The following is a 16,529-nucleotide window of genomic DNA, read 5'->3' as shown; positions in this document are numbered from 1 at the left end:
AAAAGTAGAGAATGTATATAGTGAAAATAGAGAATAGATGAAATGAGGGATGTCGAGATGAAAACAGTGTTAGAAGCAAAAAATATTGAAAAAGTGTATGACACGGGTGGTAATAAATTTGCAGCGTTAAAAGGTATTAACTTACAAGTAAAAGAAGGTGAGTTCGTTGGAATTATGGGACCTTCTGGTTCTGGAAAGACGACTTTACTAAACGTTCTTTCTACAATTGATAATGCGACGAACGGTGAAATTTTAATTGATGGAAAAGATATTGTGAAAATGAATGATGATAAGTTAGCGTTATTCCGCCGCGATCATTTAGGTTTCATTTTCCAAGATCATAACTTATTAGATACGTTAACTGTAAAAGAGAATATTGCGTTACCTCTTGCGTTATCAAAGGTGAAAGCGAGTGAGATTGATCGCCGCGTTCTTGAAATCTCAAAGAAATTCGGTATTGATCATATTTTAAGTCAGTTCCCATATCAAGTATCTGGTGGACAGAAGCAAAGATGTGCGGCATCACGTGCAATCGTTACAAATCCAAGTATGATTTTCGGGGACGAGCCAACGGGAGCACTTGATTCGAAATCAGCGACAGATTTACTTGAAAGTATGAAGTCGCTAAATGAATATGATAATTCTACAATTTTAATGGTAACGCACGATGCGTTTGCGGCAAGTTACTGTAAACGAGTTATTTTCATTAAAGATGGTGAGTTATATAAAGAATTGCACCGCGGCGAGTTAACGCGTAAACAGTTCTTCCAACAAGTCGTTGATGTAATGTCTTCTATTTCCGGAGGTATGGCTGATGACCTTATCTAGCATTGCCCTCCGCAACATACAGCGGAACTTTAAAGACTACTTTGTATATTTTGCATCTATGATTTTTAGTATCGTTATTTACTTTACATTTAAAGCACTGCAATATAATTCACAAATGGAAAAAGCAGCGGAAGCTTCTAAAAAAATTAGCGGGGCATTCCAAGTTTCCAGTGTGATGCTTATCATTTTCGTAGCGGTGTTTATTATATATTCGAACGGTTTCTTTACACGTAAACGTAAAAAAGAAGTTGGACTCTATTCCTTATTAGGTATTCGTAAAAGACAAATTGGTAAAATGCTCTTTTATGAAAATATGTTAATGGGGTTAATGTCTTTAATTATCGGAATTGCGATTGGTAGTGTCCTTTCAAAATTATTCCTTGAGTTATTAGTAAATATGATGGGATTAAATTTAAATGTTCATTTTGAAGTACCGATGGCTGCCATTATTGATACAGCAATTATTTTCTTAGAGATTATTTTATATACATCACTTCAAGGATATCGTTTAATTTATCGATTCAAGCTAATTGAACTTTTCCGTGCAGAACGTGAAGGAGAAGCAATGCCGAAGGGCTCTGTTATTATGGCATTCATTTCAGTTTTCTTAATCGGTTCAGGTTATTTCTTAGCGCTAATGTACATGAAAGCAGTTATGTATGCAGACTTTATGGTCGTTGCATTATACATTTTATTAGCGACAGTAGCAGGAACTTATTTATTGTTCATGTTCTTCACAGTATTTATATTGAAACGTGCAAGAAATAATAAATCAGCGTTTTATAACGGTATGAATATGGTAACGACATCGCAGTTACTATATCGCATTAAAGGAAATGCGAAATCACTTGCGACAATTGCGATTTTAAGCGCAGTTACATTAACAGCGGTTGGTACGTCAGTTACGATGTATTACAACACATTTACACAATCAAAAGTTGCTGCGCCGTATAGTTATTCATATGAGAAAAAAGATGCAGCATTAGATAAAAAAGTAAATGAAATACTTGCTGGAGAAAAGAAGAATCATCCAGTGACATATGAAGCAGAAGTTGAAATGATTCCTGTGAAAGGAACATTTAAAGGTGAAAGAGCGGATCAAGTTCTGAACACACACTATAATGTGACGAAGCAGTACCAGCTTATTTCTCAATCAAACTTTAATACAATCGCGAAACATTTAGATATAGAACCTGTAAATTTAAGTGCGAATGAAGCTTTTGTATATGATAGCTTATATATTGAAACACTTGATTTTGGTCCCCTTTACACAGGAAATACAGCTGTATTCCCTGTTGGAAATGAATCGAAAGAGTTAAAGATTAAAGGTGTAAATAGTAGAAGTGTTACAAACTTAAATGAACTATTTGTAATCGTTCCTGATCAAACATATGAGCAGGCGAAACAAGTAAACGAAACGCGCACTGTAAAAAATATTGATGTAAAAGGTGAGCGAAATAGTAAAGAGTTAACAGCGAAATTAGCAAGCATTATGCCAGCTGGTGAATCAGAAATTTTAAAACCATTTAACGATTTCTATACAGGATTCCAAATGGGGCTTGAAACGACAGGCTTAATGATGTTTATTGGGTTATTCTTAGGATTAGTCTTCCTATTAGCGACAGGCTCAATCATTTACTTTAAACAATTAACAGAAGCAAGTGCTGACCGTGATCGTTACATTGTCCTTCATAAAGTTGGTGTAACGAAGCAAGAAATGAAGAAAGCTATCGCAAAACAAGTAAGCTTTATCTTCGCTATTCCGTTAGTAATCGGAATTTTGCACAGCTTGTTTGCACTAAAAGGTTTAGGGAACATATTACCGTATGAAATCATGATCCCACTCCTAATTAGTATTGGAGTATACGGCGCTATTTATATCGGATATTACTTCTTAACAGTTCGTTCTTATTATAAGATTGTGAGTGCGAAATAATAAGTGAAGCTGTGAGGAAGGAAAAAGCCATTTACCTAATTTTTATAGGTGAGTGGCTTTTTTGTATAGAAATAATTAACGTGCATCAATTATGTCGATGAAACTAAAGGTATGTTTACGGCCAAAGGTATCTATACATATTAAAGAACGTTTCAAAGGGTTTAATTCAATTACAGTCATATACATTGTAGGGAAATAATTATCTTTATAATAAGTGACCAATATTTGTTTTTCTGAAATGAATGAGCGTAATAAAGTGTCTTCAATTCTTTCTCTATCATCGTATGATGATACTTTTCCCGATTCTTTCATGTGAGCAGATTGTTTAGACATACTAGTCAATTGAACCGATTTTGATATATTTGTACTACTCATACTTTCTATTCTCCTAACAATATATTTTCTATATAGGAAGGTTAATCACTATGGAAGTAACTACTGCTGATCATTCCGAAGTACCTTGTGTTAGTTTTATTATGTCTGATTGGGAACCGAATTTGCTTAGTACTAAAAAATTATCAAATTCATTCACTTATTTATAGTAATTTATTTGTCATTTTTGTACTTTTTTGAAGAGGATTAAAACTTTATTTTGGATGAAGGAGAGGAAATCAAATGGAGGAAGGTGAGCAAGTATGACAACTATCTCACCCTCTATTAAGAAAGCGTTTTTATATAACGGTATGATTTTCACGATATTGTCTAGGAGTCATGTTTGTAATTTTTTTAAAAACCCTTGTGAAATAACTTTGATCATTAAAGTTAAGCCAGGCACAAATATCTGATAATGGGTAGGTCGTTAATGTTAATAACTTTTTGGCTTCTTCTACTCGTTCCCTCTGGATGTATTCACTTAAAGGAATTCCCACTTCTTTTTTTAAATAGCTTTGATAAATAAGTAGGGGAAATATGTAAAAGGTCAGCAAGGTCATTAAGAGTTATTTCATCGTAAATATGTTTGTGAATATGATTTAGGCATGTAGTAATGGCATTAGAATATGCTTGATTATTATATTCTTTTACACGTTCTGCAAAAGTACATAATGCATCTTCAATTAATCTATTTACGGAATACATGTTATCTAGTTTTTCGATGGTTTGGATATATAAAGTACCGAGTGAAAAAGCAACATGTGATGGAAGATTACCATCTATCGCATATCGAATAGCTAGCGTAATGGCGATAATGCCATTATTTTTTTGGTTTCTCAGTTGATCTCCTTTAGATGAAATTGCTGAATCTTCTTGCGGGAAGGAATATGCATATTGTATGACTTTTTCTTTATTGCCTTCTTTAATTGCAGAAAAAAATTTACGTTCCAATGATATGTCATAATGTTGCGGATCATGCCGAAGACGTTTTGAAATGTATAGATCAGGATTTACGATTTTATAAGAAACGTCTTCGAGCAATTTATTTTTTTTCCAAACAATATCGCGATCTAATTTTTCATTAAAAATGACGTAATGTAACCAAATACTTATATCAATTAGTGTGCTTTTTTTCATCTCGGGTAGAAATTGATAGTAGTCTATTCCTTGCTGCGTTTTATCATTACAGTTGAAATACTTCATAAGTTTAATCGCCATTTCATCTGATACTTTTGGATAAGTAGTAGGGCCGAGTATAATTGTTCCTTTTATATGTTCATGATCAGTTATATGAAGGCTAATGAAATTCTCAAGGTACTTATTCCCTTTGAAAATTGGAAAATTACAAGGAGCATTTTCTTGATAAAGTTCATTCAGATGTTCTTCTTTAGAAGTATAAAAAGGACTACCAATCGTATGAGAAGTAGATTCATATACAATTTTTTTATTAATAGCTAAAAATTGAACAGGTACATGAAAAGTGCTATGTACAAGGTCGCATAAGTGCTGTATGTCGATATAATTATTCATAATCTTCTCCTTTTAAATCGTTTTGAAATATATTTGAACCTATATTCGTTTCTACAAAATATAAATTTCTTATTATTTAAATTTCTTTGCTCATACAAAATAATTACATATGTTGGATAATAATGAAAGGTAATTGACAGATTTATTTCTACAGATGTTGTATGAAAATAGACGTAGTGATGGTACCTTCCATAAAGTTCATTTTTTATATCCATTATACCAAATAAATAAATATAAGAGAGATGTTTATATATAAGAACAAATGATATATTCTTCATAAAATCTTAAGAAATCTCCTCAATTTTTGTTAAGAAACGATAGTTATACTTAAAAACAAGTTAAAAACTATTGAACGAATGAGGAGAGGTTTACATGCAGCTCATAACATTCTTACATGAATTTATTAAACATCCGAAACATACTGGTGCAGTTGCGCCAAGTTCAAAAATATTAGCAAAGAAAATGGTAGATGTAATTGATTTTAATAAAGCAAAATGCATCGTAGAGTTAGGGCCTGGTACAGGGGTTTTTACGAAGGAGATTATGAAGAGAAAAAAGAAGGGAACAATATTTCTTCTTATTGAAATTAATGAAGTGTTCTGCAATGAGTTAAAGAGAAAATATAAAGATGAGCAGAACGTTATTGTTGTACACGGTTCAGCTGAAAATATAAAGAAGTATATGGAAGAGTTCCATATAGAATGCGTGGATTATGTCTTATCGGGATTACCTTTTACCTCTTTACCAGAAGAAGTTTCAAAACGCATTTTAAATAATGTAATGGAAGCAATACATGAGAATGGGGAATTCATAACATTTCAATATTCACTTGTGAAAAAAGGATTTATACAGCATTTCTTTCCTCAAATTACATTAGAAAAAGTGTGGCTCAATTTCCCGCCAGCGTACGTCTTTAGCTGTAAAAAAGAGCTAAGGAGAGTATATGCATAATGGAATTGCATGAATTATTATCCTATATTGAGCAGTATGGTTATTGGGCGTTATTTTTCTGTTTATGGTTGGGTATTATCGGTATGCCAATTCCAGACGAAATGATTGTAATGAGTGGCGGATTTGTCTCTTCACTAGGGATATTAAGTATCATTCCTGCATTTTTATTAACGTATTTAGGAGTTGTATCCGGACTCTCTTTAGGTTATATACTAGGGAAAATATTTGGTACAAAAGTACTTCATAAACTAATGAAAAAGAAAAAGGCAAAATATCTTTTGAAATCTCAACAAATGGTAGAGAAATATGGTCATTATGCGTTAGTTACAAGTTACTTCATACCAGTTGTAAGACATATTGTACCGTATGTAGTTGGAATGAATAACATGTCATTTCGGGTATATGCTTTGTATTCCTATACGACAGGATTTGTTTGGACGCTCATTTATTTTGTGCTCGGTTCTTTATTCGGACAACATATTGAAAGAATTGTAGCAGTTGCGATAGAGTATGGTGTGTATTTTGGCGTAATTGTCGTTTTAATTGGTAGTTTGTTTTATGTAAAAAGAAGTGCAGTAGTGAGTAAGTAGCGGAGGCTGTTCCAAAATACATTTTGGACAGCCTTTTTTGTTGTTTCTACTATCAGTTTTTGTCGGTAAGTCGATATTCCTTGTCGAAACGTCGATATATTCGAAAAATCGTTGATATATTTTGAGTTGTGTTCGATATATTTGAAAAATCGCCGATATAATTTCATGTACCTAGATGTAACGCCACATTTCTTCTACATTAAGAAAAAGTTAAGAAACAGTACGAGTTTTTATTAAGAAATGCGCACTATACTTAGAAATGTTCTCAAGAAAACTTAATAAAAGGCGGAATATAAATGAAAAGATTTATTTTTGGATCATTACTTGTTATCGTCGCAGGAGCGACATATTTATTAAGTGGAAGTGCTACAGTAGATTCCATGAACCCGTTTCTTAAATTAGAATATCGTTATGCCGTAATTGATAACGATGGAAAAGATTTAGGTGGAAATAAAGGCCGTGCATACACAGTGAACACATATGATAAGGATGGAAACGAAAAAGAGATAACAATTGATGGAGTGGATACATTGCAAAAAGGTTCATACTGGCATGTAATTACGAGAGGAAAGTCTGTGCACGATAAGGTACAAATAGAAGAAGAAATAATTCCTGACGGTGCAAAGGCAAAGTTAGGATTGTAAATATAAACCCGATTCTCGATGAGAGAATCGGGTTTGTTATTTTATGGTAAAATTTAAAGGGGAGGAGTGAGAGGAATGCTACTCATTGTTAGCCTTATTTTAATTGGAATCATGTGTAGTATGAGAATAGTATCATTACATATGATAGAACGAGAAAAGATAGAAGAACGATACGTATATTGTCCAAAATGTGATGCGAAAATTAGAAAAGGGAATTCTGCTCCTTTTTGTTCAAAATGTAATGTAATCTTTTAAAGAAGATAAAAAGGCCAAAACGAACATATTTCAGTTCGTTTTGGCCTTTTTTGAATGAAGAGTAATAACAACTTTCTATGTTCCACTCATAATTTCTACGGTTATCTCCGCAAAAATAGGTTTTTTTTATAAAATCATTTTATTTTGGAGCTACAGACGTTGAAACATAAAATTGTTACTTATTAGTATCTATAACACTTTAAAATGCGTACTTTTTATTGTGTTGTAGATAAGACATAATTACATACGTGAGAGGGAAATGAGTAGTGTAGAACTAAAAAGCATATACGTTATTTTTCATAACTATCGTGCTTTAATCGGTCAGCCCTTGTCACATTAATTGATATTCATTCATCATTTTTAAATAGATTTTAGGAGGAGATTTTAAATGAAAGATTTATTAAAAGGTACACTTGGTTTTGGTACGGCACCACTAGGTAATATGTACCGTAATATTCCAGAGGAAGAAGCAATCGCAACAGTGGATGCTGCTTGGGATAATGGTGTTCGTTACTTTGATACAGCTCCACTGTATGGATCTGGTTTAGCAGAGATTCGTCTTGGTGAAGCACTATCGAAAAGAAATCGTGATGAGTACTTCTTAAGTACAAAAGTAGGTCGAATTATTTCAGATGAATTGGAAGATCCATCTACACGTGATTTAGGTGAAAAAGGCGGACTTTTCGAATTTGGTCGTAAAAATAAAATCATCAACGACTACAGTGCGGATGCAACTCTTCGTTCTATTGAAGATAGTTTAAAACGTTTAAAAACAGATCGTCTAGATTTTGTTTATATTCATGACGTAGCACAAGATTTTTATGGAGATGAGTGGATTTCACAATTTGAGATTGCTCGAACAGGAGCATTCCGTGCACTTACTCAATTGCGTGATGAAGGTGTAATTAAAGGCTGGGGCCTTGGAGTAAATAAAGTAGAAGCTATTGAACTTATGCTGGACTTAGAAGAAGCAAAACCAAATGTATCTTTATTAGCTGGTCGCTATTCATTATTAGACCACGAGCGTGCGTTAGAACGCGTAATGCCTGCGGCTGTAAAAAACAATATGGACATTGTTGTTGGTGGACCATATAGCTCAGGTGTTCTTGCTGGAGGTACTCACTTTGAATACCAAAAAGCGTCACCAGAAATCATTGAAAAAGTTAATAAAATGAAAAACCTTGCCGATCGTCATGGAATCAGTATTAAAGCTGCTGCTTTACAGTTTTCACTGGCTAACCCAGCGGTTGCTGCTGTTATTCCAGGTGCAAGTAAACCGGAACGAATTGCAGAAGACCAAGCTGCATTGAAAACAGTGATTCCAGCAGCGTTCTGGGAAGAAATGCGTGAACAAAAATTAGTTGCAGTTAATGCACCACTACCAATTAACGTTAAATAAAAAGGAGAGTAATGAAAATGGCAAATACTATTACATCTATTGAAATTCCAGCTTCACCTGCCCAAGTATGGCAATTAATCGGAGGTTTTGATGCACTTCCAGATTGGTTACCATATATCCCTAGCAGTAAAGTAACGGAAGGTGGACGTGTACGTCATTTAGCTAATCCTGATGGCGATGCAATCGTAGAGCGCTTAGAAGCATTTAATGAGAAAGAACGTTACTACACATATTCAATTATGCAAGCACCATTCCCTGTGACGAATTATTTATCTACAATCCGTGTTAAAGAAGGTAAAGATGCTAACACATCATTAGTTGAATGGTCTGGTAGCTTCACTCCTGTAGCGGTTACTGATGAAGAGGCAATTAATCTATTCCATGGCATTTATAAAGATGGTTTAGAGGCGTTACAACAAACATATTTAGCTTAATCAATTTATTAAACATTTGAAAGTCTGCAGTGTAACAACTGCAGACTTTTTTGATTATGGAATTTCTTTTTAAGAAAATATTAAGAAACCCTAGCACTATTTGTTAAGAAAATGTATCTATACTGAATTCTGTTGCTTAAAGAGAACATCACGAATTATAACAGGAGGTACAAATAGATGAAAACGATGTTAGAAGCGAAAGGGATTTCGAAAATATATAATACAGGCGGGAATACGTTTGAAGCGTTGAAAGATATTCATCTGCAGGTGAAAGAAGGAGAGTTTGTCGGTATTATGGGACCATCTGGTTCTGGTAAGACGACACTTTTGAATGTTCTTTCTACTATTGATACGGCTTCAAAGGGTGAGATTTTAATTGATGGAAAAGATATTGTGAAGATGAATGATGATGAATTGGCACTCTTTCGCCGTAATCATTTAGGGTTCATTTTTCAAGACTATAACTTATTAGATACGTTAACGGTACGAGAAAATATTGCATTGCCACTTGCTTTGTCAAAAGTGAAGGCGAAAGAAGTAGAATCTCGCGTTGAGAAGATTGCGAAGAAGTTTGGAATAGATCATATTTTAAATCAGTATCCGTATGAAGTATCCGGTGGACAAAAACAACGCTGCGCAGCATCAAGGGCAATTGTAACAAGTCCAAGTATGATTTTTGGAGATGAGCCAACTGGTGCGCTTGATTCAAAGTCAGCGACGGATTTATTAGAAAGTATGAAGACATTAAATGAAAAAGATCTTGTAACGATTTTAATGGTAACGCATGATGCGTTTGCGGCAAGTTATTGTAAACGTGTTGTATTTATTAAAGATGGAAAGTTATATAAAGAATTACATCGTAAAGGGATGACACGAAAACAGTTCTTCCAGCAAATTATTGATATGATGTCTTCCATATCTGGAGGTGCGACAAATGAGCTTATCTAGCATTGCACTTCGTAATATAAAACGAAATTTTAAAGATTATTTTATATACTTTGCCTCTATGATTTTTAGCATCGTCATTTATTTTACGTTTAAGGCGTTGCAATACAATTCACAAATAAGTGAAGCTGGAGATAACATCGGACGAGGATTCCAGCTCGCGAGTGTTATGCTCATTATTTTCGTTGCGGTATTTATTATATATTCGAATGGTTTCTTTACACGAAAGCGTAAGAAGGAAATAGGTCTTTATTCTTTACTCGGTATTCGAAAGAAAGAAATAGGTAAAATGCTTTTTTATGAAAATATGTTAATGGGTTTATTATCGTTAGTAATCGGAATTGTAATTGGTAGCTTACTTTCAAAAGGATTCCTAAAGCTACTTGTAAATATGTTAGAGCTACATGTAAATGTTCATTTTGAAGTACCAATTGGAGCTATTATAGATACAGCAGTTATTTTTTGTTTCATTATTTTATATACGTCATTTAAAGGATACCGCGTTATTTATCAATTTAAGTTAATCGAGCTATTTCGTGCAGATAACGAAGGCGAAGTTATGCCAAAAGATTCTAAAATAATGGCTATCATTTCTTTATTATTAATTGGATCAGGTTATTTCTTTTCAGTAACGGCTATTAAAAATGCAAGCAGCGATAACTTTATGCCACTTGCGCTTTATATTGTATTAGCAACAGTACTTGGAACGTATTTATTATTTAGGTTCTTTACTGTTTTTGCATTAAAAAGAGCGCGAGATATAAAATCTTCATTTTATAATGGAATGAAAATGGTGACGACATCTCAATTACTATACCGCATTAAAGGAAATGCAAAATCGTTAGCGACAATTGCTGTATTAAGCGCAGTAACGTTAACAGCGGTTGGAATGTCTGTTACGATGTATTACAACACATATATGCAGGCGAAGAAATATCACCCAGTTAGTTATTCATATGAAAAGAAAGATATAGAATTGGATCGTAAAGTGAGTGGGATTTTAAAAGAAGGAAAGAATGAAGTCATTCATCAATATGAATTAGAGACAGTAAAAGTAGTAGGAGAATACGGTGATGGAACTTCATTACAATCAAGAACAACAGAACTTATCGCACAATCATCATTTAATAAAATTGCAAAATATTTAAATGAAGAAACTTTAGATTTAAAGAAGAACGAATTGTATGCATTTGATGGCATGTACAGTAAAGGTAAGAGAGATAGTGGCGTATATAAAAATCGAAAAGCTATATTCCCTATTGGAGAAGTAGCACCATTACAAGTGAAAGCAGTAAAAGCGCAAAACATTACGAACTTATATGAACTTCTAGTTGTCGTTCCGGACGAAGTGTATGAGCAAGCAAAGAAGACAATTGGCTCTCATACTGTAAAAAATATTGATGTGAAAGATGAAAGAAATAGTAAAGTGTTAACAGAGAAATTAAAGAAAGTAATACCGGAAGAAGATGCAGAAGGTAAAGAACAATTCAGTGATTTCTATACTATTTTCCGTGATGGTATTGAAGTATCAGGTTTAATGATGTTTAGTGGTATGTTCTTAGGACTTGTATTTTTACTCGCAACAGGGTCTATCATTTACTTCAAGCAATTAACAGAAGCACATGCAGATCGTGAGCGTTACATCGTTCTTCGAAAGCTTGGAGTAACGAAAAAAGAAATGAAAAAGGCAATCGCAAAGCAAATGAGATTTATTTTCTTCATTCCTTTAGTAGTTGGCATATTACACACTTTATTTGCATTAACAGGATTAGCGACAGTACTTCCGTATGAAATTGCAGTTCCGTTGTTAATTAGCATCGGCGTGTATAGTGTTATTTATATTGGTTATTATTTGTTGACGGTTCGTGCTTATTTTGGGATCGTTAGTAAATAGAAAAGAGAGAAAGAGAGCATAGTGAAAATTATGTTCTCTTTTTCTTTTTATCATTATTTATTTTCTAAAATTCGTTCAACATCATGTACACTTAATTTACTTGCCTTAGCAATCGTCTCAAGTGGTATACCAAGATCATACATACTTTTAATCATTTGGATTTTTCCCTGTTGAACTCCTTCTTTTCGACCTTTTTCTATACCTTTTTCCATACCTTTTTCCATACCTTTTTCCATACCCTTTTCCATGCCTCTTTTCATACCTTCTGTCTCTGCGTGGGCGAATTTTGCTGCTTCATCCATTAAAACTTTCTCCCTTGCGTCATAGGCTTGTCGGAAAGAGGAATCTTGACTCATACGTTCCCACTTGTTCATTGCTTTTTGTAAAATAGGGTCTTGGTTCATAGCAATATCCTCCAATAGTTTAGTTAAGTGCTCATCCTCATTTGCTGAAAGCAATAAAAGCCAACGAGCAAATGGGTCTTTCCACGGATTTACTTTTTCTTCATGCCACTGTTCTGTTAACTTTGGAATTTCTACAATGTGAATTTCTATGTCATCACTCAAGAGTTTCTGTTGTTGTGTATTCCACAATGTGCCCTTTGTATGAAATTCTTTGTGATCTAAAAACATTATGAAGTTCAATAAATTAATGGTGATGGTTTTACGAAGTGCACTGTAGGGCATACCTTTTTGTAACTGGGATGTGTATAATTTTCCCCAATAATATAAACTGCGTTTCATCATATCGTGATTATTATTAAGCTGTATTTCTACATTTACTTTTGTCCCTGTGTCTAATGTTACTGAAATATCTAGAATTGATAATTTATCATTTGCGTGTTCTCGGTGTAAATGTGGATCTTCTAATTGTAGAGAAGCAATAGGTGACTCTAAAGACTCTTGTAACATCGCGTTTAAAAAGGCAATGAGAATATCTTCACTACCATTCGTACCAAACAATTGTTTAAATGCAAAATCAATGCGTAAATTCACTAATTGTTGGTTGAACAAAGGTTGTCCTCTCCCTTATATGAAGGTGCTTCTTTTCTTAATTGTATCTAAAAATAACTAGAGGATGCAAATAGACCATTCTGCTATTTTTAAGTAGGATTATTATAATGTCAGAGGTAAGTATAGCTATGTTATACTCTAGTAAATTTGAAAAGTTTATATAGAGGTGAAGATGCTACAGATGCAAAAAGATATTTTGAAACTATTAGATAAAAAGAAAAGTAACTATGAATTTCCTGCCTTTGATAATGAATATATGGATATTTCACAAGTGAAATTCTCTCTTTTCTTTAAAGATAATAAAGATTGGTTAATGGTATTTCAGGTTGTCGGTGTAGGATCATTAGGTGTATGTAATGATATTCAAGTATACGGTGATAGAATAAATCATTCAATTGGTGATGATGGTATTTTACAATTAAATGATGGAGAGTATGAGTTGTTTGATGATGAAGGTGAATTTATGCCAAATATTTATAATGACAGTGTGAAAATTCGTGATCATCATTTTGAGTATGAATTTACAGAAGAGGATTATGTGAATAATGGAATAGAAGTAAAAACGACAGATTCTTATCCAACATACTTCATGCGTATGCTTGCTACTAATAATGAAGCACGAAATTTATTGTGGTGGAGTAAAGAAGAGATTTTAGAAGAGTTTGATTTAGAAGGCGACTGGGAAGTAGTGTATGAAACGGAAGAATGGAAACATGTTGAAGATGAAAAAGTAAGTGAAAATGAATTCTTCCAATCAGTAGCCGCTGCAATAGAGAAGAAAGATCCAAGTATTATTGTGAAGAAGGATGCTAATACGCACTGGAAAAATTGGGTGGAGTTTGATTACGAAAATTCATATTGAAATATCTTTGTAATAAAAAAGACGCGCTAAAATGTTAAAACTTTAGCTCGTCTTTTTGTATTACACAACCGCAGGATTATAAATCATCGTAAAGTGCCCTTGTAACAATTCAATATGACAAGGTGTATGAAGCGAACTTTCTCCATCTGTATCTACTTCTTTTTCTTCTTCTGTTTCAATATGAATGGATTTCGCTTTTACGTGGAAGATGTCATTTGCATTTGAGTCTTCAAATAGTTTCTTTCCGATATAATCTTTAAATGCTTGAATACCTGTTGATTTGACTACGAAAATATCAAGTGTTCCGTCGTCGCATTTTACGTTCGGAATAAAGGACGGGATGCCGCCAAGATATTCACCGTTGCCAACCATAACAAGAACAGCTTCATCTTCATATACTTGTCCGTCATAAGTGATTTTAACTGGGAATGTTTCAGCATTTTTGACAGTTCGAATTGTACTTAAGTAGTAACCAATTTTACCAAGCTTTGCTTTCTCCTCTGCATCAATATTGTTTGATACTTCAGATACGAGTCCAATGCCCCAGAAGTTTAAGAAATGTTGTCCGTTTGCTTTTGCAACGTCAACTGGTTTTACGTGTTCCTTAGTGATAAGTTTTGCTGCTTCTGCAATGTTTTGCGGAACGCCGAGTGTGCGAGAGAAGTCATTGCAAGTTCCACCTGGAATGATTGCAAGTGTAGGTCTAGTTTCAAGAGGTGCTAAGCCGTTTGTGCATTCAAATACTGTTCCGTCACCACCAAAGACGATAATTAAATCTACTTTACTAGCAAACTCTTGGCAATATTTTGTTGCATCACCTTGTTTTTTCGTGTGAAGGATATGTAAGTCAGGAAAAGCTGTGGCAAGAGGTGGTACGATTTTCGTTAAATTTGTATGTAAGTCGCCTTGTCCAGCTTTTGGATTTACGATGAGGAGTACTTTTTCAAATTTTGTCTTTGTCATTTTTCATCTCTCCCTGTTTTTTTGTAATGGAAAGAAGGAGCTGTTCCGATGTATTTCAGAACAGCTTCTTCCTATTAATAGGGTGCTAAGATTGTCGGTTATTGTCGGTAAGTCGATATATTGAAAAAATCGCCGATATAATTTGAGTTGCAGTCGATATATTTGAAAAATCGCCGATATAATTTAAGATACGGTCGATATATTTTGAAAATCGCCGATATAAATTTCATGTACTATCGATTTTTTAAGTTATACGATTATTCCGTTACAACCGAAGCAATAAATGGTAAGTTACGATATTTTTCTGCGCAGTCGATGCCGTAGCCAACGATAAATTCGTCTGGAATTTGGAAGCCAACATATTCAGCTTTTAAGTCCACTTTACGACGCTCAGGTTTATCAAGTAGCGTACAGAATTTTAACGCTTTTGGTTTATGCATAAAGAAGTGGTCTTTTAAGAAGTGAAGTGTTAAGCCAGAATCGATAATGTCTTCTACGACAATTACGTTTTTGCCAGTAATGTTTACATCGATATCTTTTAATAGTTTTACTTTGCCAGTTGTTTCTGTTTGATTTCCGTAGCTAGATGCAGAAATAAAGTCGATTGTTACATCGTTTTTAATGTGACGAATTAAATCAGCAGCAAATACGAAAGATCCTTTTAATACAGCGATTACTACAATTTCTTCTCCTTCAAAATCACGTTCGATTTGAAGTGCTAGTTCTTTTACTTTTTCTTGTAATTGTTCTTCAGAAATTAAAGTGTCTTTTATTTCAATATTCATTGGAGTCCTCCTACAGTGTAAAACTTGTGAACATTTCGACTGTAAAGGATAGAAAGGAAAAAGTCAAAGGAGATAGTAATTTTTTACAAAATACCGACAAAATCATCTGATGATATGATATACTAATTATATTAAGAAAACGCTTCCACAAAGGGTGATGATAATGAAGAAGAAACAGTACACAACTGTAACATTTATAAAAGCATTACTATTAACAATTGTTCTTGGATTGTTGGCTTATATAATTGATGTACCAGCGATTCGGATTTCACTAATTGGAATGACTTTAGTATTAGGCGCAATTTCTCATGGTATGATGTCGCAGCTACAAGAAGCTGGACTTGATGATATGAAAGATCATATAGATAAGAAATAAGAGACCTTCACATAGGCATAGTGAAGGTTTTTTGTTTCTTACAAAAATGTAAGGTAGTTGTAAGGGAAATCGATAGTTGCATAGTAGTGTTTTGGATAAACTATGGGTGTAAGGTAAAAGGCAAGCATATTTTAGGTAAATTAAGTTTTAGGCACTCTATATGTGAAAAAGGAGTAGGAGGGCATGGAGAAACGTTGGACGACCTTTTCTTTTTTAGCAACTAGCAACACCGTAATGCTAGCTGGCGAGATGGATTTTTTGCACTTGTTTGATCGAGAAGACGATCATTCTTCTTCTAAATTTACAATGAAATGGAATAAATGGAGCGAAAGTTGTAGGTTGGAAGAAGAGGCCCCTAACGAAGCGCAAAAAATTATTTTGACAAACCCTATTAAAGCGTGGGTTGTTCAACGTCGTAAGTGTAACGTCAAAAATCACTTAAAGAAAACTAAGCCGAGACAATTAGTTATCGCTCCGGCCCGTTCTACTTCTAAATCACGCGAAAGTAACATGTAAATATTGAGACACACACCCGAAAAAACATCGTATATATTGCGATGTTTTTTTATTTTTTACAATGAAATCTTTAAATAAAATATATTTCATCTGCATTTCATATTTATATCTCTTGTTTATTCTAGTGATACATCCGATGCGAAGTGATGTAAAACGTATAAAAGACCTGCGGTAGTATGTCAACTGAAAAACAACAGAATTTTTAGTTATCAAAGTACTATTTATTTAAAAAAGAC

At 33.7% G+C, this 16,529-nt stretch carries 17 protein-coding genes and 1 pseudogene; 13 read left to right on the top strand and 5 right to left on the bottom strand.

What is annotated here, in order from left to right; all coding sequences use genetic code 11:
• Positions 1-57: 57 nt before the first annotated feature.
• Positions 58-828, top strand: a complete 771-nt coding sequence (locus tag PDQ33_RS15315) for an ABC transporter ATP-binding protein (RefSeq protein WP_061131984.1) — start codon at positions 58-60, stop codon at positions 826-828.
• Entirely contained in the window at positions 815-2,764 is a 1,950-nt protein-coding gene (locus tag PDQ33_RS15310) for an FtsX-like permease family protein (protein WP_270393913.1), read from the top strand. Before PDQ33_RS15315 ends, PDQ33_RS15310 begins: the two co-directional genes overlap by 14 nt.
• A 75-nt stretch (positions 2,765-2,839) precedes the next feature.
• On the opposite strand, the gene PDQ33_RS15305 is transcribed toward PDQ33_RS15310, so the two are convergent.
• Entirely contained in the window at positions 2,840-3,139 is a 300-nt protein-coding gene (locus PDQ33_RS15305) for a YolD-like family protein (protein ID WP_000099615.1), read from the bottom strand.
• A gap of 296 nt (positions 3,140-3,435) precedes the next feature.
• Positions 3,436-4,666: pseudogene (locus tag PDQ33_RS15300) on the bottom strand (helix-turn-helix domain-containing protein).
• Between the two features lie 372 nt (positions 4,667-5,038).
• Between PDQ33_RS15300 and PDQ33_RS15295 the strand changes: the two are divergent.
• The 8 genes from PDQ33_RS15295 (at position 5,039) to PDQ33_RS15260 (ending at position 11,778) form a co-directional block, all read left to right on the top strand.
• Positions 5,039-5,617, top strand: a complete 579-nt coding sequence (locus PDQ33_RS15295; protein WP_061131987.1) for a class I SAM-dependent methyltransferase — start codon at positions 5,039-5,041, stop codon at positions 5,615-5,617.
• On the top strand, positions 5,617-6,207 hold the full coding sequence (locus PDQ33_RS15290) for a DedA family protein (RefSeq protein ID WP_061131988.1): 591 nt from the start codon (positions 5,617-5,619) through the stop codon (positions 6,205-6,207). The genes PDQ33_RS15295 and PDQ33_RS15290 overlap by 1 nt, the downstream gene beginning before the upstream one ends.
• A gap of 296 nt (positions 6,208-6,503) precedes the next feature.
• Complete coding sequence (locus PDQ33_RS15285) at positions 6,504-6,851, top strand: YxeA family protein (protein WP_046199465.1); 348 nt, start codon at positions 6,504-6,506, stop codon at positions 6,849-6,851.
• 75 nt (positions 6,852-6,926) lie between these two features.
• Entirely contained in the window at positions 6,927-7,106 is a 180-nt protein-coding gene (locus PDQ33_RS15280; RefSeq protein WP_000924671.1) for a hypothetical protein, read from the top strand.
• Positions 7,107-7,494: 388 nt separating this feature from the next.
• The gene (locus PDQ33_RS15275; protein WP_000653984.1) at positions 7,495-8,505 is read left to right on the top strand and encodes an aldo/keto reductase; all 1,011 of its coding nucleotides are present in this window, start codon (positions 7,495-7,497) and stop codon (positions 8,503-8,505) included.
• A gap of 17 nt (positions 8,506-8,522) precedes the next feature.
• On the top strand, positions 8,523-8,939 hold the full coding sequence (locus tag PDQ33_RS15270; RefSeq protein ID WP_000024113.1) for an SRPBCC family protein: 417 nt from the start codon (positions 8,523-8,525) through the stop codon (positions 8,937-8,939).
• Between the two features lie 177 nt (positions 8,940-9,116).
• On the top strand, positions 9,117-9,887 hold the full coding sequence (locus tag PDQ33_RS15265; protein ID WP_000855640.1) for an ABC transporter ATP-binding protein: 771 nt from the start codon (positions 9,117-9,119) through the stop codon (positions 9,885-9,887).
• The gene (locus PDQ33_RS15260) at positions 9,874-11,778 is read left to right on the top strand and encodes an ABC transporter permease (protein ID WP_061131989.1); all 1,905 of its coding nucleotides are present in this window, start codon (positions 9,874-9,876) and stop codon (positions 11,776-11,778) included. Before PDQ33_RS15265 ends, PDQ33_RS15260 begins: the two co-directional genes overlap by 14 nt.
• 53 nt (positions 11,779-11,831) lie before the next feature.
• On the opposite strand, the gene PDQ33_RS15255 is transcribed toward PDQ33_RS15260, so the two are convergent.
• Positions 11,832-12,791 carry an Rpn family recombination-promoting nuclease/putative transposase gene (locus tag PDQ33_RS15255; RefSeq protein ID WP_270756072.1) on the bottom strand — a complete coding sequence of 320 codons (960 nt, stop codon included), beginning with the start codon at positions 12,789-12,791 and terminating at the stop codon, positions 11,832-11,834.
• Between the two features lie 181 nt (positions 12,792-12,972).
• Here PDQ33_RS15255 and PDQ33_RS15250 point away from each other — a divergent pair, with 181 nt between their 5' ends.
• Positions 12,973-13,653, top strand: a complete 681-nt coding sequence (locus PDQ33_RS15250; protein WP_270756096.1) for a DUF7003 family protein — start codon at positions 12,973-12,975, stop codon at positions 13,651-13,653.
• 60 nt (positions 13,654-13,713) lie between these two features.
• Here PDQ33_RS15250 and PDQ33_RS15245 read toward each other — a convergent pair whose 3' ends face one another.
• Positions 13,714-14,616 (bottom strand): diacylglycerol/lipid kinase family protein, encoded by a 903-nt coding sequence (locus tag PDQ33_RS15245; protein WP_262724688.1) that lies wholly within the window; start codon positions 14,614-14,616, stop codon positions 13,714-13,716.
• Between the two features lie 257 nt (positions 14,617-14,873).
• A complete protein-coding gene (gene hpt, locus PDQ33_RS15240; protein ID WP_001019304.1) occupies positions 14,874-15,401 on the bottom strand; it encodes a hypoxanthine phosphoribosyltransferase in 528 nt (175 codons plus the stop codon).
• 160 nt (positions 15,402-15,561) lie between these two features.
• Between hpt and PDQ33_RS15235 the strand changes: the two genes are divergently transcribed.
• Both PDQ33_RS15235 and PDQ33_RS15230 read left to right on the top strand, forming a co-directional pair.
• The gene (locus PDQ33_RS15235) at positions 15,562-15,777 is read left to right on the top strand and encodes a hypothetical protein (RefSeq protein ID WP_002156638.1); all 216 of its coding nucleotides are present in this window, start codon (positions 15,562-15,564) and stop codon (positions 15,775-15,777) included.
• Between the two features lie 183 nt (positions 15,778-15,960).
• Entirely contained in the window at positions 15,961-16,293 is a 333-nt protein-coding gene (locus tag PDQ33_RS15230) for a hypothetical protein (protein WP_270756066.1), read from the top strand.
• The last annotated feature ends 236 nt before the right edge of the window (positions 16,294-16,529 follow it).

Origin of the sequence: Bacillus cereus group sp. Bc031 (genome assembly GCF_027716265.1) — a bacterium.
In the GTDB taxonomy this organism is placed as follows: domain Bacteria; phylum Bacillota; class Bacilli; order Bacillales; family Bacillaceae_G; genus Bacillus_A; species Bacillus_A paranthracis.
Note: the sequence above shows the minus strand (reverse complement) of the source record. Positions and strands in the feature narration are given on the sequence as shown.

What these genes read in the sequence shown, in the direction of transcription:
- PDQ33_RS15315 (WP_061131984.1), top strand. Translation starts at nt 58, where the DNA reads ATGAAAACAGTGTTAGAAGCAAAAAATATTGAAAAAGTGTATGACACG.
- PDQ33_RS15310 (WP_270393913.1), top strand. Translation starts at nt 815, where the DNA reads ATGACCTTATCTAGCATTGCCCTCCGCAACATACAGCGGAACTTTAAA.
- PDQ33_RS15305 (WP_000099615.1), bottom strand. Translation starts at nt 3,139, where the DNA reads ATGAGTAGTACAAATATATCAAAATCGGTTCAATTGACTAGTATGTCT.
- PDQ33_RS15295 (WP_061131987.1), top strand. Translation starts at nt 5,039, where the DNA reads ATGCAGCTCATAACATTCTTACATGAATTTATTAAACATCCGAAACAT.
- PDQ33_RS15290 (WP_061131988.1), top strand. Translation starts at nt 5,617, where the DNA reads ATGGAATTGCATGAATTATTATCCTATATTGAGCAGTATGGTTATTGG.
- PDQ33_RS15285 (WP_046199465.1), top strand. Translation starts at nt 6,504, where the DNA reads ATGAAAAGATTTATTTTTGGATCATTACTTGTTATCGTCGCAGGAGCG.
- PDQ33_RS15280 (WP_000924671.1), top strand. Translation starts at nt 6,927, where the DNA reads ATGCTACTCATTGTTAGCCTTATTTTAATTGGAATCATGTGTAGTATG.
- PDQ33_RS15275 (WP_000653984.1), top strand. Translation starts at nt 7,495, where the DNA reads ATGAAAGATTTATTAAAAGGTACACTTGGTTTTGGTACGGCACCACTA.
- PDQ33_RS15270 (WP_000024113.1), top strand. Translation starts at nt 8,523, where the DNA reads ATGGCAAATACTATTACATCTATTGAAATTCCAGCTTCACCTGCCCAA.
- PDQ33_RS15265 (WP_000855640.1), top strand. Translation starts at nt 9,117, where the DNA reads ATGAAAACGATGTTAGAAGCGAAAGGGATTTCGAAAATATATAATACA.
- PDQ33_RS15260 (WP_061131989.1), top strand. Translation starts at nt 9,874, where the DNA reads ATGAGCTTATCTAGCATTGCACTTCGTAATATAAAACGAAATTTTAAA.
- PDQ33_RS15250 (WP_270756096.1), top strand. Translation starts at nt 12,973, where the DNA reads ATGCAAAAAGATATTTTGAAACTATTAGATAAAAAGAAAAGTAACTAT.
- PDQ33_RS15245 (WP_262724688.1), bottom strand. Translation starts at nt 14,616, where the DNA reads ATGACAAAGACAAAATTTGAAAAAGTACTCCTCATCGTAAATCCAAAA.
- hpt (WP_001019304.1), bottom strand. Translation starts at nt 15,401, where the DNA reads ATGAATATTGAAATAAAAGACACTTTAATTTCTGAAGAACAATTACAA.
- PDQ33_RS15230 (WP_270756066.1), top strand. Translation starts at nt 15,961, where the DNA reads ATGGAGAAACGTTGGACGACCTTTTCTTTTTTAGCAACTAGCAACACC.